The 15489-nt window shown below is 71.3% G+C and carries 11 protein-coding genes; 5 read left to right on the forward strand and 6 right to left on the reverse strand.

Annotated features, from left to right (window positions below; genetic code table 11):
• Positions 1 to 74 precede the first annotated feature (74 nt).
• Complete coding sequence (locus tag IG02_RS0103390; RefSeq protein ID WP_063756715.1) at positions 75 to 1313, forward strand: MFS transporter; 1239 nt, start codon at positions 75 to 77, stop codon at positions 1311 to 1313.
• Between the two features lie 89 nt (positions 1314 to 1402).
• Here the strand turns inward: IG02_RS0103390 and asnB are convergent, their stop codons facing one another.
• From asnB to IG02_RS35860, 5 genes are all read right to left on the reverse strand, one after another.
• A complete protein-coding gene (asnB, locus tag IG02_RS0103395) occupies positions 1403 to 3238 on the reverse strand; it encodes an asparagine synthase (glutamine-hydrolyzing) (RefSeq protein WP_030741576.1) in 1836 nt (611 codons plus the stop codon).
• A gap of 131 nt (positions 3239 to 3369) precedes the next feature.
• On the reverse strand, positions 3370 to 4632 hold the full coding sequence (locus IG02_RS0103400; RefSeq protein WP_030741578.1) for a nucleotide sugar dehydrogenase: 1263 nt from the start codon (positions 4630 to 4632) through the stop codon (positions 3370 to 3372).
• 73 nt (positions 4633 to 4705) lie between these two features.
• A complete protein-coding gene (locus IG02_RS0103405) occupies positions 4706 to 6109 on the reverse strand; it encodes an MFS transporter (RefSeq protein WP_030741581.1) in 1404 nt (467 codons plus the stop codon).
• Positions 6102 to 7982, reverse strand: a complete 1881-nt coding sequence (locus tag IG02_RS0103410; RefSeq protein ID WP_234314579.1) for an NAD-dependent epimerase/dehydratase family protein — start codon at positions 7980 to 7982, stop codon at positions 6102 to 6104. Before IG02_RS0103410 ends, IG02_RS0103405 begins: the two co-directional genes overlap by 8 nt.
• Positions 7983 to 8227: 245 nt before the next feature.
• Positions 8228 to 8992, reverse strand: a complete 765-nt coding sequence (locus IG02_RS35860; protein WP_234314580.1) for a phytanoyl-CoA dioxygenase family protein — start codon at positions 8990 to 8992, stop codon at positions 8228 to 8230.
• Positions 8993 to 9391: 399 nt separating this feature from the next.
• Between IG02_RS35860 and IG02_RS0103420 the strand changes: the two genes are divergently transcribed.
• The gene (locus IG02_RS0103420; RefSeq protein WP_037801841.1) at positions 9392 to 10027 is read left to right on the forward strand and encodes a hypothetical protein; all 636 of its coding nucleotides are present in this window, start codon (positions 9392 to 9394) and stop codon (positions 10025 to 10027) included.
• A 29-nt stretch (positions 10028 to 10056) separates the two neighbouring features.
• On the opposite strand, the gene IG02_RS0103425 is transcribed toward IG02_RS0103420, so the two are convergent.
• Positions 10057 to 11832: a multicopper oxidase family protein gene (locus IG02_RS0103425; protein ID WP_234314581.1), complete on the reverse strand. Its 1776-nt coding sequence runs from the start codon at positions 11830 to 11832 to the stop codon at positions 10057 to 10059.
• Between the two features lie 350 nt (positions 11833 to 12182).
• On the opposite strand from IG02_RS0103425, the gene IG02_RS0103430 reads away from it, so the two are divergent.
• From IG02_RS0103430 to IG02_RS0103440, 3 genes are read left to right on the forward strand one after another with little or no spacing between them, the layout of a single operon-like run.
• Positions 12183 to 13580, forward strand: coding sequence for an extracellular solute-binding protein (locus tag IG02_RS0103430; RefSeq protein ID WP_030741596.1), 1398 nt, complete (start codon positions 12183 to 12185; stop codon positions 13578 to 13580).
• Positions 13577 to 14572 carry a carbohydrate ABC transporter permease gene (locus tag IG02_RS0103435; protein WP_078854141.1) on the forward strand — a complete coding sequence of 332 codons (996 nt, stop codon included), beginning with the start codon at positions 13577 to 13579 and terminating at the stop codon, positions 14570 to 14572. The genes IG02_RS0103430 and IG02_RS0103435 overlap by 4 nt, the downstream gene beginning before the upstream one ends.
• A complete protein-coding gene (locus IG02_RS0103440) occupies positions 14569 to 15456 on the forward strand; it encodes a carbohydrate ABC transporter permease (RefSeq protein WP_030741602.1) in 888 nt (295 codons plus the stop codon). The genes IG02_RS0103435 and IG02_RS0103440 overlap by 4 nt, the downstream gene beginning before the upstream one ends.
• Positions 15457 to 15489: the final 33 nt, after the last annotated feature.

The raw sequence follows: 15489 nt of genomic DNA on the forward strand, positions 1-15489 counted from the left end.
CAGATCCATGAGTGTGTACGCTTGTACAAAAGTGTGTACGTCTGTACATCACCGACGGCTGTGCAAGGAGTTCCGTGGCCACCACGATCGCGCGGCGCCGTCTGGCGCTCTACGCGTTGTTCTTCATCCCCGGTGTGGGAATCGCCTCCTGGGTGACTCGCACACCCGCGGTCCGCAATCTGCTGGAGGCGTCCACCGCGGAGATGGGCCTGGTCCTGTTCGGGCTCTCGGTGGGGTCGATGCTCGGCATTCTCTGTTCCGGCGCGCTCGTCGCGCGGTTCGGCGCGCGGCCCGTCATCGCCGTCGGCACGTTGGCGTTGATCACCAGCCTGCCCACCATCGGGCTGGGTGGCGCCCTCTCGCTCAAGCTGCTCGTCGCGGCGGGGCTGTTCCTCTTCGGCGCGGGCATGGGCGGAGGCGAGATCGCGATGAACGTCGAGGGCGCCGACGTCGAGAAGGCGATCGGACGGCCCTTCCTGCCGGCCCTCCACGGCTATTTCAGCCTCGGTACGGTCGTGGGCGCCGTGGCGGGCATCGTCTTCACCGCGACGGAATTCTCCGTGGTCTGGCACCTCGTGATCATCGGTGTCCTGACCCTCTTCCTCTTCCTGCTCGCCATGCGCGCCATACCTGACGGCACCGGACGTGTTCCCCGGCGGGAGCGCCGGGGCGAGGTCGCGCGGAGCGGCCCGGCGCTGTGGAAGGACTCGCGTCTGCTGCTCATCGGCGTGATCGTGCTGGCGATGGCGCTCGCCGAGGGCACCGCGAACGACTGGCTGCCGCTCGTCATGGTCGACGGGCACGGGTTCGATCCCGCGCTGGGCTCGACGGTGTACGCCGCCTTCGCCGCGTCGATGACCGTCGGCAGGTTCGTGGGCGGGAGGATCATCGAGCGGGTCGGGCGCGCCAAGGTGCTCGCCGGGAGCGCGGTGTTCGGTGCCGTCGGTCTGGCGCTGGTGGCGTTCGTCGACAACCAGGTCGTGGCCGCGGCGGCGGTCGTTTTCTGGGGCCTCGGCGCGTCTCTCGGGTTCCCTGTCGCGTTGTCCGCGGCGGGCGACTCCGGTCCGGACTCCGCCGCCCGGGTCTCCCTGGTCGCGACCGTCGGCTATGTCGCGTTCCTCGTCGGACCGCCGGTGCTCGGCTTCCTCGGCGAGGAGTACGGGCTGCGTGGCGCGCTTGTCGTACCCCTGGTCTTCGTCGCGGCTTCGAGCTTCCTCGCCCTCCGGGCGGTGGACACACGCGACACGAAGAACGCGGACGGTGCGGCGGACGCGACCGACTCGAACGACGCGGACGCCGTAACGGCCCGCTGACCGGGGTCCGGTCGGCGGGGCCCCGCGCGGGGAGCGGACCGTACGCCGGTGGCGGGGGTACGGTCCGTGCCCCGGCCACCGGCGTACTCTCAGAGCACGATGTCCACGTCGTACGCGCGCAACCACGCGTCGAGTTGCAGGGTCGTCTCCAGGGCCGCCCGACTCATCCCCCGTTCCAGGGCCGCCGGGCCCTCCGTGCGCACCGCCGCCTTGAGGGCGGGCGCGAAGAACGGGTCGAGCGGGCTCGACGACCCGCGGACCAGCAGCGCCAGCCGTTCGCGGAGCGTCCGGTTGTACGCCTCGGCCCTGATGGACGGGTACGGGGTCTTGACGCGCTGGGCCACGGCCTCGGGGAGCAGGTCCCGCATCGCGGCGCGGAGCAGGCTCTTCTCCCGGCCGTCGAAGCTCTTCATGGCCCAGGGGACGTTGAAGGTGTACTCGACCAGGCGGTGGTCGGCGAAGGGGACCCTGACCTCCAGGCCGCAGGCCATGCTCATCCGGTCCTTGCGGTCGAAGAGGACCTGCGCGTGGCGGGTCAGAGCGAGGTAGGTGACCTCGCGGTAGCGGGCCTCGGCCGGGTCGTCGAGGGCCCGGTGGGCGGCGATCTCCGCGACGGCCGTGCTGTGGCAGTCCTGCTCGTAGGCGGCCAGGTCGAGCTTGGCGAGCAGGTCGGGGGTGAAGACGACCTCGTTGCCCCGGTAGTTGGCCCGGCCCTCGTGGACCCAGGGGAACGTGGTGGAGAACACCGCGTCAGGGTCACGCTGCCACCGGTATCCGCCGAACACCTCGTCGCCGCACTCCCCGGACAGCGCGACGGTCGAGTGCTGCCGCACGATGCTGAAGAGCAGGTGCAGTGAGGCGTGTTCGTCCCCCTTGGCGATCGGCAGGTCGTACGCCCGGAGGACGGAGTCCCGCAGCGCGGGGTCGAGCAGATCCGGTGCCCTGAGCGGAAGTTCGCTGTGGTCGGAGCCGACGTGTTCCGCGAGCAGCCGGGCGTAGACGTGGTCCTCGTTGGCCCCCTCACCCGCCGTACCGTCCAGGTCGGGGTCGCTGACGGAGCACGAGCGGATCCGGCCGAGGCCCTTCTCGCGGGTGGCGTGGGCCGCCAGCGCGGTCAGGGAGCTGGAGTCGAGGCCGCCGGACAGGAGTGTGCACAGCGGCACGTCCGAGACCATCTGCTGTTCGACGATGTGCTCCAGCAGGTCCCGGACGGTACGGATCGTGGTGTCCAGGGAGTCGGTGTGTTCGCCGGCCTCGAGCTGCCAGTAGCGGTGCTCGCTGACGCCCGCCCGGCCGACCCGTACGGCGCAGCCCGCGGGGACCTCGCGCATCCCGCGGAAGACGGCGTTTCCGGGGACCTTGGCGACGGACAGGATGTCTCGCAGTCCCTCGGCGTCGAGGACCGGTTCGAAGGCGGGGTGGGCCAGGATCGCCTTGGGTTCCGATCCGAAGAGGACCCCGCGGGAGGTCTCCGCGTAATAGAGGGGCTTGACGCCCATGCGGTCCCGGACGAGGAGGAGTTCCTCCCGGTCCATGTCCCAGATCGCGAACGCGTAGATGCCTTCCAGGCGGGTGGCGAAGCCGGCGCCCCATTGCAGATAGGCGCGGAGGACGACCTCCGTGTCGCTGCGGGTGGCGAAGTGGTGTCCCAGGGAGGTGAGCTGGGCGCGCAGCTCCTGGAAGTTGTACGTCTCGCCGCTGTAGGTGAGTGCGGCGCGGGCGCCGGGGCGTTCCTCGGCCACCATGGGCTGGCAGCCGCCCTCGATGTCGATGACGGACAGGCGGCGGTGCCCCAGGGCCACGTGGTCGCCGGTCCAGAGTCCGTCGGCGTCCGGGCCGCGGCGGGCCATTGTGGCGGTCATGGCCCGCGCGACGTCGTGGTCGATGGGGCGTGCGAAGTCGACCCATCCGGCGATACCGCACATGTTCGAGCTCCTGAAGTTACGGGGGCGTGTGTGCCCCGGCCGGTCGAGGGACGTCAGGTCGTCGCGCCGCCCGTCGGCCCCGGCGGGCGGCGCGTTGAAGGTGAGGCGGGGTGTTGCGTCGACGGTGTCGGCTACAGGAGCTCGACGTGGGGCTGGGGCCGAGCGGTGCCGCGGGTGTCGAGGAGCAGCGGGGCGTGCCTTTCGATCAGGTCGATGTCGAACACCTTGTGCTGCTGGAGGAGAATCGCGAGGTCCGCCCGGCCCAGCGCGGTGCACAGGTCCGGGTCGGCGGTCGCCACGGGCTCGCCCTCGACGTCCCAAGCGGGTACGTAGGGGTCGTGGTACGAGACGGAGGCGCCCAGCGCGCGCAGCCGTCTGACGACGTCGCGGGCGGAGGTCTCCCGCTGGTCGGAGATGTCCGCCTTGTAGGTCACGCCGAGCAGCAGAACGCGGGCCCCCCGGAGCGTCATCCCGGCCCGGTCCAGGAGCTGCTGCGCGCGCTCGACGACATAGCGGGGCATCCGGGTGTTGATCTCCTGGGCCAGCTCCACCATCCGGAAGGGGTAGCCGAGGGTACGGACCTTGTGGGCCAGGTAGTTGGGGTCGATCGGGATGCAGTGCCCGCCGACTCCGGGACCGGGCCGGAACGCCTGGTAGCCGAACGGCTTGGTGGCGGCGCACGAGATGGCGTCCCACAGGTCGATGCCGAGTTCGTGGGAGAAGACGGCCATCTCGTTGACCAGTGCGATGTTGACGTGCCGGTAGGTGTTCTCGATCAGTTTGGCCATCTCGGCCTCGCGGGTGCCCGCGGCCTGTACCACCTGGTCGACGACCTGCCGGTAGAAGGCGGAGGCCGCGGCGGTGCAGGCGGGGGTGAGTCCGCCGACCACCTTGGGCGTGTTGCGGATCCCGTAGGTCTTGTTGCCGGGGTCGACGCGCTCCGGGGAGAACGCCAGGTGGAAGTCGAGGCCGGCGGTCAGGCCCGACTTCTCCAGGAGCGGCCGCACCACCTCGTCGGTCGTCCCCGGATAGGTGGTCGACTCCAGGACCACGAGGGTTCCGGGCCGCAGGTGACGGCCGATCGCCTCGCAGGCGCTCTCGACCATGGCCAGGTCGGGTCCTCCGTGCGGGGAGAGCGGGGTGGGTACGCAGATCACGACGGTGTCCGCGTCCGCGACGACGCTCTCGTCGGTCGTCGCGGTGAAACCCCGGGAGCACAGGGCGGCGACGGTGGCGTCGTCTATGTCGTCCACGTGCGACAGGCCGGAGTTGAGCCGGTCGACGGTGGTGGCGTCGCGGTCCAGGCCGGTGACGCGCATGCCGGCCGCGCCGGCTTCGACGGCGAGCGGCAGACCCACGTACCCGAGTCCTACGATGACAAGCTGGCTGCGCACGAATGTCCCCCTTCGGTGGGAGGTGCTGCGGGAAGATGGTGACGGTGGGGTGGCGACGCCGGTGCGGTGAGGCTCACACGGCCCGCGCGCGCCCGGCCAGAACGGCGACCAGGAGAGGCGGCGCGAGCAGGAGCGCGAAGGCGGTCGCGTAGCCGTCGAGCGTGCCGGAGGGTGCGGCCGGCCAGGCGTTGAGGACGGCGGAGGCCAGCGCGAGGACGACGACCTGCCCCAGGTTCATATTGGTCTGGAGGGCGCTGGTGGTGTGGCCCTGCCGGCCCGGGGCGCTGTGCGTGAGGGACAGCACGGTGACACAGGGGTCGAGCATGCCCATGCCGATGGCGGCCAGCGGCATGGCCGCGACCGCGACGAGCGGGGACACACCGTCGAGGCAGCCGGCGACCGCGAGGGCCACGGACGCTGCCATGATCAGCGCGCCGACGGTGATGATGCGGTGCCGGGCGACGTTCTGGAGTGCCTTGCCCTGGAGCCAGGAGGCGCCCGCCCACAGCACGGCGGCGGCGGTGAACGAGGCACCGACCGTCACGGCGGCGACGTTCCGCTCGGTGATCAGCATCAGCGGGACCAGGGCCTCGACGGTGAAGTACGTGCCCGAGGTCAGGCCGCGCAGCAGCACCGTGGTGGGCAGACCGCGCGCGCTGCGCCAGGTGCCCGCCGGCAGCAGCCGCGGGGCGAACACGACCAGCAGGACGATCCCGGCGACGGCGAACAGCAGATGGCGCGCGTCCCGGCCCGACACCCCGTACTGCCCGAGCGCCGCTCCGAGGCTGAGCATCGCCGCCGCGAACAGCGGCGGGCGGGCCGCCCGTTCCTCCTCGGGCGGCATGTCGGAGTGTCCGGGGGCCTCGTGGGCCGCCCTGCGCAGGACGGCCACGAGGGCGAGGGCGGGCAGGGTGGTCAGCGCGGCCAGGCCGTAGAAGACCACACGCCAGGACCACTGTTCGGAGACGACACCGGCCAGCGGCGGGCCGACGAGGGAAGGGACGACCCAGGTGGCGCTCATCAGGGCCAGCATCCGGGGCCGCAGCCGGTCCGGATAGGACTGCCCGATGGCCGTGATCACCGACACGGAGACCATCCCGGCGGCCATGCCGTCCACGAACCGGCCGATCGCGAGTTGCCACACCGACACACTGGACGCCGACACCAGCAGGGTCAGGACCGACAGGATCATGCCGAGGGCCAGCGGACGCCGTGCCCCGGCCCGGTCCGCCCAGTGGCCGCCGAGTACGCCACCGAGCAGGCTGGCCGCCACGAAGGAGCCGGCGACCACGGGGAAGAGAGGCACCCCGTCCAGGTCCCGGGCAGCGGTCGGCAGGGTGGGCACCACGGCCAGGGCGGCGAAGCCGGTCAGGAACATCACCACGGCGAACGTCGTGGTGGCGGCCACGTACGGCCGGGAGAAGATGCCCGGCTCCGCGGCGGCCGGCGGGGGCAGCGTGCTCTGCTTCTCAGGCATCGCTGTCCGACCGTGCGGCGCCGACGACGTCGTGGGTGTCGCAGGCCAGCCACTGGGCCTGCGCACGAGCGCCGTTGCGCACCTGGGCGGAGGGCCGCCAGCCGGTCTCGGCCGTGATCAGGCCGGTGGACATCAGCGGGGTGTGCGGCGCGCCGGTGACGGGGGCCTGCTCGTACGGGGTCCGGCGCGCCGTCTCGGCGGCCAGCTCGGCGAACTCGGCCTCCTCGAAGCGTGCGGACGCCACGTTGTAGACCGCCGGCCGCGCGGGGGCGGCGAGAACCGCGGCGAGGGCGTCGGCCATGTCGCGGTAGTCGACGATCTGGTGGTGGCGCCCCGCGACGACCAGTGCGGTGCGGCGTGTCCACGCCCGGAGCATCCAGGTGGCGAGCACTCCGCGCGTGGGGGCGTGCGGCCCGACGATCTCGGCGAAGCGCAGCACCTGCACCGGAGTGCCCGTGGCGGCGCCCCAGCTCCGGCACTCCTCCTCCTCGTCCCACCAGGCGCGCGCCTCGGCGTGGCGCGGGGGCGCGAAGAGGGTCTCCTCCGCGCATTCGTCCTGGTCCGCGCCCCGATAGATCTCCGCCGAGCCGGCGTAGACCAGTCGTTCGACACCGGCCTTCTCGGCGTCGGCGAGCATCTCGGAGACGCGGTAGCCGTCGTCGTACGGCCGGCCGAGGTGGACCACCGTGTGCGGGACACGGTGGGGGGCACGGTTCCGCTCCAGCCGCGGGTGGTGGGTGGCGGGGTGGCCCGCGTCGGTGAGCAGGCGCGCGAGCTGCGCGGCGAAGGCGGGGTCGCCACCGGTCACCGCGATCCCGGCGCCGTCGGGCGGGCCCGGGACCGCGGCGGGGTCCCGTCGGGCGTCGCCGCCCGCGGCGAAGGCGGCCAGGGCCAGGGCCCTGATCCGTGGCATCATCTCCACGAGCTCGGCCCCGGTGTATTCCTCGCACAGGCCGCCCGGTCCCAGGGCGTCCATCACCGCGTCGGCCACCGCCGGATCCGGGTCCCGCGTCGTCAGGCCCCGGACGACCATTCCTGTGGCGAAGGCCGTGAGCCACACGTGCCGGCGCACCGGTTCGGGCAGTCCGTCGTCGGCCGCCGCCACGAGACCGGCGTCGCACGGCGCGGCCATGCCGACGCGTTTCAGGTAGCGGTCGGTGTCCAGGTGTTCCCAGCGGTCGCCGTGGCGTACGGCGCACTTGGCCTCGCCGTACTGGTAGTAGGGCACGACCGGGAACGAGACGCAGTCGTCGGAGAACGTGTCCTCGGCGCGGTCGGAGAAGAAGGTGGCGCGACGCCATCCGTGCGTGCTGTTGCCCGCGAGGCTCGGGACGTCGTCGTGGTCGACGGTACTGGGCACGGCGAGCCGCACGGGAATGCCGGACGCCTTCAGAAAGCGCTGGACGACGACGTCGTACGGCCAGCCGTTTCCGTGTTCCGCGGCGAACCGCTCGTATCCGCGAGCCGCTTCGGCGGGAAGCATCAGGGCCAGCGACGGGACGTGTTCGTCGAGAGCGCGGGCCCAGGACGCTCCGGTGAGCGCGGCCAGGCGCACCACACCGCTGTTCCTTCCTTCCCATCCCTCGTAGAAGGCGACGGCCTCCCCGGGGAAGGCGGCGGCCGCCTTCTCCGCGTAGGGGAAGAACCCGTCGGCGATCAGGACGTCGTCCTGGAAGACCAGGTGGTGCGTGGAGTCGTCCCCGACGCAGCTCCAGGAGGGGTTGGCGGTGCGCAGTGCGGTGGGCGGGCCGGACGGATCCGGGTCGGTGACCACGCGGACGCGGCCCTTCGGGTCCTTCGCGGCGATGGCCTCGGCTGCGGCGATTCTTCTGGGGTGGGTCATCACCGCACCCGTCAAAACGATGGTGTTCACGGCTTCCCTTTCCGGCCGTCCGGTACCTGGGCAGCGGGCACCGCCGTCCGGCTGCGGAAGGCCGCCGGGCGGGGGTGTCGCTGTGGGGTGGGTTGAGCGGGGGCGGGCCGGCCGCGGTGGCGGTGTGGCCGTGTTCGAGCACGGCCTGGTGCCGCGGCCGTCCCCGGGACGTGTCGCGGAGGCCCGTCCCGGCCGCCGTCGGCGGACGGCACCGCCGTCGCGCCACGCCCTCGCCCGCGGACGGCTCAGTTCTCGGCCGCGTCCGAATTGCGGACCTGACGTACGTTCTCGTTGAGCCCGTGGTCGGCGCCCTGCGCCCGCTCGTGCCGGATCATGGCGGCGGGACGGTAGTTGAGGATGTACGCCCGGCGGGTGCCGTCGGTGGTGTTACCGCGCGAGTAGTGCAGGGTGGTGCCCGAATGCGCCACGGCCTCGCCCGCGCGCACGGGTACGGGTGTGGCGCCCGGCTCCTCCTCGGAGCAGTCGCACTGGATGTTCCTGCCGTCGCTCGTGGGGCGGTGCGGCCTGAGAGGCTGCCGGTGGGAGCCCCGGACGTACCACATGCACCCGTTGTCGACGTCCGCGTCGTCGAGCGCGATCCAGATCGAGACGGCGCGCTTGTCGGGCATGTCGACCCAGTACGCGGCGTCCTGGTGCCACGGGGTGGGGACGCCGGTGTGCGGATCCTTGTGGATCATCATGTCGAAGTCGAGTTCCGCGTCGGGACCGATCAGTTCCCGGGCGACGGCCAACGCACGGTCGTGCAGAGGCAGTTCCCGCAAAGGCGGGTGAAGGGCCGACGGCCACATGATCTGCGTGATGTTCTCCCGCGTTCCCTCTTTGCGCGGCACGTGCGACCCGAGGTCGGACCTCTTGTCGCCCGCCTCGATGTCCCCGCTCAGGAAACGCTCGTAGATGTCCCGGTAGATCGCGAGATCGCCGGGAGCGATGAGCGCGCCGACGGCTGCGAACCCGTCGTCGGCGAACTTCTGTGCGACTTCTGAAACCACTTGCGCGACCACAATCATTTCCCCCTTGGCTTCCCTCGCCTCTGTTCCGCGCGACGCGGCGCGGGGAGAGAAGCCGTCGCCGAATGGATACGTCGACAGGCAGGCGCCCTATAGGTCTAGACCTGCCGGCGAAGCGAGACAGGAACTTACGAGAGGGCCACGAACGACTTCAACAGCAAAAACCGGCCATCCGGCCGATACCTGTCCCCAGTCGAGGGTAAAATCGCTGGTCAGAACCTTTTGCGCCCGCCGTGGGTACGGCCCGAAGATCGGGGGGCCTGGCGGACTGTCGTCCCAGCGGTTACGGTGCGGCATGTCGCGCCACCGAAGGCGATCGCGGCGTCACCGTTCGCGACCGGCGCGGCCCATGTCCAGGAGAGGAACTCGGGGGAGACAGAAGTGCCCGACTTGGCCGACCTGCCGCCCGTACGGGCGGCGGTGCACCGCAACCCGTACGCCTACATGCTCAGCGACGCGGAACTCACCGAGCTGTTGTGCGCGTTGGGCCGGCGCAGGGCGGAGAGCGTCCTGCGGAATCACACCGCGGCGCCGGGCAAGGCGCCGCGCGGCCCTTATCCGCGCCCGGCCATGGGGTTCGTGATCCTCGACCCGACGGCGGACGCGGGCGCCGCCCCCGCCGACGCGGTGCTCGGTGCCCTCACGGTCGGGGAGCGGGCACGCCGGTTCCTCCCGAACGCCGCCGCGAAGGCCGCCGCACACCGGCGCCTGGGCGGGAACAACGGCCTGTCGGTGCACACCGATCCGCACCTCCTGGGCACCGGTGCCTTCCGGTACGGCCACTCCGCCGAGGTACGGGGCCTGATCGTCGCGGCCAGTTCCCAGTCCCCCGACCAGGATCTGTACGAAGCCTCGCGCCTGGCGGCGGAGTTGGTGGAGGAGATCGGTGCCCGCCACCGCGCGTACGAGTGGCGTCAGGGCGAGACGGACTGGCTCTCCGCCACGGGCCGGTCACCGGACACCTACCACGAGATGGTCGCGTGGTTCCCCGGGGAAACGGAGCCCGCCGGCACCTGAGGCGGGCTCCGCTCCCCCGGGGCACCGGGTCAGGTGACCTCGTAGTTGCGCATCATCTCGTGGTCCTCGTGCTCCAGCATGTGGCAGTGCCAGACGTACACGCCGCGCTTGTCGAAGAACGCCTTCACCCGGGTGACCTGGCCCGGCGGTGCCTGCACCGTGTCCTTCGGGCCCAGCTCGCCGGCTCCCGGCGGCACGGACTTGCCGACCGCGATGTTCGTCAGCGCGCCGGTGGTCCTGTCCTGGGTCGCCGTGAACGGCGCACGGTCCACGACCTGGAACTGCACCAGGTGGAGATGGACGGCGTGCGTGTCCGCGGTGGTGTTGTAGAACTCCCAGACCTCCGTGCTGTTCAGCCTCGGCTTCTCCGTCACCGGGTCCAGCCATGCCAGCTTTCCCTTCTCCACCGTGCCGAGCATGGGCATCTTCCGGCCCGCGTGGTCCGTGGTCTTGAACAGCAGCAGCCGGCGCGTACGGGTCTTCGGCCGGCCCACCTTGAAGGGGGCTTCGCGCAGGGCGCGCGGCAGACGCGGTTCGGGTGTGTCCCTCTTGTACTTCCTGTCCACCCGGATCTGGAGCACGGAGTCGGTGGGCGAGGTGACAGGGGTTCCGTTCGGGTACGGCGACGGGGCGTCATTGGTGAGAGTGAACGTTTTTCCAGCGACGTCCCTGAAGTCGACGACCAGATCCACCCGCTCGGCGGGCGCGATCACGAGCGATGTATCGAGCCGGTGGGGCCGGTGCAGGAAGCCGCCGTCCGTGCCGATCTGCGTGACGGGGAACGGCCACTTGCCCCCGACCGACAGCCGGTAGAAACGCGCGTTCGAGCCGTTGAGCAGCCGCAGCCGGTACTGGCGCGGCTCCACCGAGAAGTACGGCCACGCCTTGCCGTTGACGACGATGACCCGGCCGAAGTACTCGGAGCCTTCGTCCGCCCAGACACCCGGGACGTGCGGCGACGCGCCCGGGGCGTCCGGGTAGGCCAGGCGGCCGTCCGGGTAGAACATCCGGTCCTGGATGATCACTTCGCGCTCGTAGGGGCCGCCGGGGAGCCGGTTGTCCTCGATCAGCGCCAGTTCCCGGTCGTCCCGGAGCAGGTAGAACCCGGCCAGCCCCGCGTAGACATTGACCCGGGTGAGGCCCATCGCGTGGTCGTGGTACCAGAGGGTGGCGGCCTCCTGGGTGTTCTCGTACTCGCACTCCGGCCCGGTGAAGCGCTGTCCTCTGGCCCCGGCGGGCGCGTACCAGGAGTCCGGATGTCCGTCGCCGGCCGGTTCGCTGTGCCCGCCGTGCAGGTGCGTCACGGTCGGTACGCCCTGCTTCTCGATGGTGTAACGGGTGCCGTGGTAGGCCCAGTGGATGGCCGTGTCCACCGGCAGCAGGTGACGGAACGGCAGTTCGTTGGCCCAGTCCAGCCGTACGGGCCGGTCGGCGCGCGCCACGACCGTCGGGCCGGGATACGTGACGCGCGTCCCGGTGCGCGGCGCGCCGCCCCGGCGCGCGGGTCCGTCGCCGGGCCCGTCGGCCGGCCCGTAGCCCCATACCGGTGTCCTCAGTCCGAGGCCGGCGCCGATGATGTCCTGAGTGGTCTGCGCCATGACCACGCGCGCCCCGCCGCCCTCCAGCAGGTCGATCCTCGGCGGCCTCGGCAGCGGATTGACGAAACGTGGGATCGCCTTCACGTCCGCGACAGGCGATTTGTACTGCGGATCGTTGACCGACGGCAGCGGGCCTGCCCCGAGGGGCACCGCCGACGCGGGTACGGCGCGCAGCCCGCCCAGCGAGGCCGCCCCGCCGGTTCCCACGCGCAGAAACGTTCTTCTCAACATGACTCGTCGTCACTCCCGAGGTCGGCCGTCCGTCAGAACCACGGAGGATGCTTACCGCGCGCGGGCTTTCCCTACCGCGCCATGCGCGAGCTTTCCCCACCGCGCCGCGCGCGGGCTTTCCCCACCGCGCCCGGTGATCCCAGCTTCGCTCGTGCGGGTGAAGCCGCCTGCCACCGACCGGGGTTCGACTTCATCGAGTGTGTGCGCGAATCATTGACGCGCAAGCGCTTCGACTCTACGGTCCCATGCGTTCACCGTTCGCGGTTACGTACGTCATTCGAAATGCCGAACGATGGCACGGGCAACGGAACAGGGGGTGAGCGACCGTGGGAGAACCTTCCCTGAGCCGGCGAAGCGCGCTCGCGGGACTGGGCGGAGCGGCCATGGCGGGCGGGGCGGCCCTCGGCCTCCTCGGTACGGCCGGCTGTGCCGCGCCCTCCGGTGCCGCCGCCGGGAAGACCCGGCTGCGCTACTGGCACCTCTTCGGCGGTGGCGACGGCGTCAACATGGCGTCCTTGGTCGATGCCTTCCGTGCCGAACACCCGTCCGTCGACCTGGAGGCGACCCAGCTCCAGTGGGGCAGCCCGTACTACACCAAGCTCGGCATGGCCGGGGCCGGCGGGCGGGCACCCGAGGTCGCCGTGCTGCACCTGGCGCGGCTCCCGGGTTTCGCACCCGGGCGCCTGCTCGACCCGTTCGACCTGGACCTGCTGGCGGACCACGGGGTCGCCGCCGCCCAGTTCCCCGAGGACATCTGGCGGCGCGGGGAGGTCGGCGGGCGGCGCTACGCGATCCCGCTGGACACCCATCCCATGGTCCTCTACTACAACACCGAGATCTGTGAAAAGGCCGGGCTGCTCGACGACGCCGGCCCGGGCGGCGGCTCGGGCGGCGGCGGAACGCTGCGCCCCATCCACGGCGCCGACGACTTCACGGCGGCGCTCCGGGCCGCGAAGAAGGTCACCGGAACCCCCGCCCTGACGACCGAGACCCTGGGCCCCGACTCGGCGGGCCCTTGGCGTCTGTTCGCCACTTTCTACTCCCAGACGGGCGGCACGGTCCTGTCCGCCGACGGCAAACGGCTCACTCTGGACGACGCCAAGGCGCTGAAGGTGCTCGACTACATGGCGATGCTCTCCGCCGAGGGGCTGCTGGTCCGCCGTACCGACTACCCGGGGACGGTCGGTGTGTTCAACGCCGGCAAGACCGCCTTCTTCCTCAACGGCGAGTGGGAGGTGACCACGTTCACCACCTCCGGGCTGCCGTTCTCCATGACGCGTGTCCCGGCCCTCTTCGGGCGCCCCACCGCCCAGGCCGACTGCCACACCTTCGTCCTCCCCCACCAGCAGGGACGGGGCTCGGGACCGACGGGCGCGAACAACGAGGCCGCCCACGTTTTCGTCGCCTGGATGGTCAGGCACTCGGTCGAATGGGCGAAGGGCGGGCACGTGCCCGCGTACCTGCCGACGCTGCGGAACCCGGCGTATCTGCGGCTCACACCGCAGTCCGCGTACCGCTCCGTCATCGACGACGTCGTACTCGACCAGCCGGCGTGGTTCGCGGGCTCCGCGTCCGTGCTGTGGATCCGGCTGGGGTCGGTGTTCTCCGGGGTGCTGACCGGTTCCCGTACGCCCCGTGACGCGCTGCGCGAGGCGAAGGCGCGGCTGCGGGAGCTGCTGGACACGCCGGCCCCGCTCGGTGGCACGGGAGGTGATGCCGTATGACGCCGGTGGGCACACCAGGGGACGCGGTACGGGCGGACCGCTCCGGCGGCGCCCGGACGGCGGGCGGGGGGCCCGGCTCGACGCGGGCGAACGGGGCGGGGCCGGCCGGAGTGCGCCACCGGTGGACCGATCACGGGCTGATGTTCGTCGCGCCCTTCCTCCTCGTCTACGCGCTCTTCCTGATATGGCCGCTGCTGTCGGGCCTCGCCATGAGCCTGCGCAGCGACAACATCACGGGAGCGGGCGGGGAGTTCGTCGGGCTCGACAACTACGCGGAGGCGCTGGGGGACCCGGAGGTCTGGTCGTCGCTGTGGAACACCGTGTGGTTCACGGTCCTGTCCACCGTTCCACTGGTCCTCGTCGGGCTGGTCTTCGCGCTGCTCGCACACCATGTGCGGGTCGTGCGGTGGCTGTGGCGGCTGTCGTGGTTCGCGCCCTTCCTGCTGCCGTCCGGTGTGATCGGGCTGCTCTTCCTCTGGGTGATCTACCCGTCGGACTTCGGCTTCGCCGACCAGGTGCTGGCGTCCTTCGGACTGCGCCCGGGCATCGGCTGGCTCACCGACGAGCGGTACGCCATGCTGTCGATCGTCCTGGCCACCGTGTGGTGGACGGTCGGCTTCAACTTCCTGCTGTACCTGGCCGCGCTCCAGGCCATCCCCCCGTACGTGTACGAGGCCGCCGAACTGGACGGCGCGGGCCCGGCGCACCGGCTGTGGCACATCACGCTGCCCCTGCTCAGGCGCACGACGGGGGTGGTGGTCGTGTTGCAGGTCCTGGCCTCGCTGAAGATCTTCGACCAGGTGTACATCCTGACCGGCGGCGGACCGGACGACTCGACCCGGCCGATCCTCCAGTACGTGTTCCAGGCGGGGTTCACCGGCTACCGCGTCGGGTACGCGTCGGCCGTCTCGTACCTCTTCTTCGCCCTGATCGTGCTCGTCTCGCTGGTGCAGCTGCGGCTGTCCCGCCGAAGTGGTGAGGAGACCGCGTGAGTGCCGTCGGCTTCCGCAGGAGAACCGTCACGCGGGCGAGGGAGGACGAGGGCCGCGCGCCCCGCTGGACCGCCGGCCGCTTCGCCCTGCTGGCCCTGGCGCTGCTGCTCGCCGCGGTGTGGGTGGCGCCGCTGGCCTGGGCGCTGGCCACCTCCCTCAAACCGGAGGGCGAGGCGACGAGGACACCGTTGCGCTGGATCGGTTCGAGGATCACCTTCCACGCCTACCAGCAGGTGTGGGAGTCGGGCGACCTGGGCCGGTGGATGTTCAACACCGCGTACATCTCGGTGATGACGACACTGCTGACCGTGGTGCTGTGCTCGATGGCGGCGTACGGCTTCGCCCGCACCGAGTTCCGCGGGCGCAGGGTCCTGTACGGGGTGGTCCTGGCCGGGATCATGGTGCCGCCGCAGGTGCTGATGGCCCCGCTGTTCGCGCAGATGGTGCGACTGGGGCTGGTCGACACGTACTGGGGTGTGATCCTGCCGCAGGTGGCCGTGCCCGCGATGGTGTTCATCCTGGTGAAGTTCTTCGACGGGGTGCCGCGCGAGCTGGAGGAGGCGGCGTTCGTCGACGGCGCGGGGCGCTGGCGGGTCTTCTGGACGATCGTGATGCCGCTGTCGCGCCCGGTGCTCGCCGCTGTGGCGATCTTCACCTTCATCTCGACGTGGAACAACTTCCTGTGGCCGTTCCTGGTCACGACCGACCCGAACGGGATGACACTGCCGGTCGGGCTGGTCAACGTCCAGACGTCGTACGGGCTGCGGTACGAGCAGATGATGGCGTCCGTGGTGATCGCGGGGCTGCCGCTGCTGGTGGTGTTCACGCTGTTCCAGCGGCAGATCGTGCGCGGGGTGGCCCAGACGGGCCTGGCCGGCCAGTAGCGACTGCCCGGCCGGCCCGCCTCCTGTGCGAGG

Source organism: Streptomyces sp. NRRL F-5135 (genome assembly GCF_000719775.1).
GTDB lineage: Bacteria > Actinomycetota > Actinomycetes > Streptomycetales > Streptomycetaceae > Streptomyces > Streptomyces hebeiensis.

What these genes read in the sequence shown, in the direction of transcription:
- IG02_RS0103405 (WP_030741581.1), bottom strand. Translation starts at nt 6,109, where the DNA reads ATGCCTGAGAAGCAGAGCACGCTGCCCCCGCCGGCCGCCGCGGAGCCG.
- asnB (WP_030741576.1), bottom strand. Translation starts at nt 3,238, where the DNA reads ATGTGCGGTATCGCCGGATGGGTCGACTTCGCACGCCCCATCGACCAC.
- IG02_RS0103435 (WP_078854141.1), top strand. Translation starts at nt 13,577, where the DNA reads ATGACGCCGGTGGGCACACCAGGGGACGCGGTACGGGCGGACCGCTCC.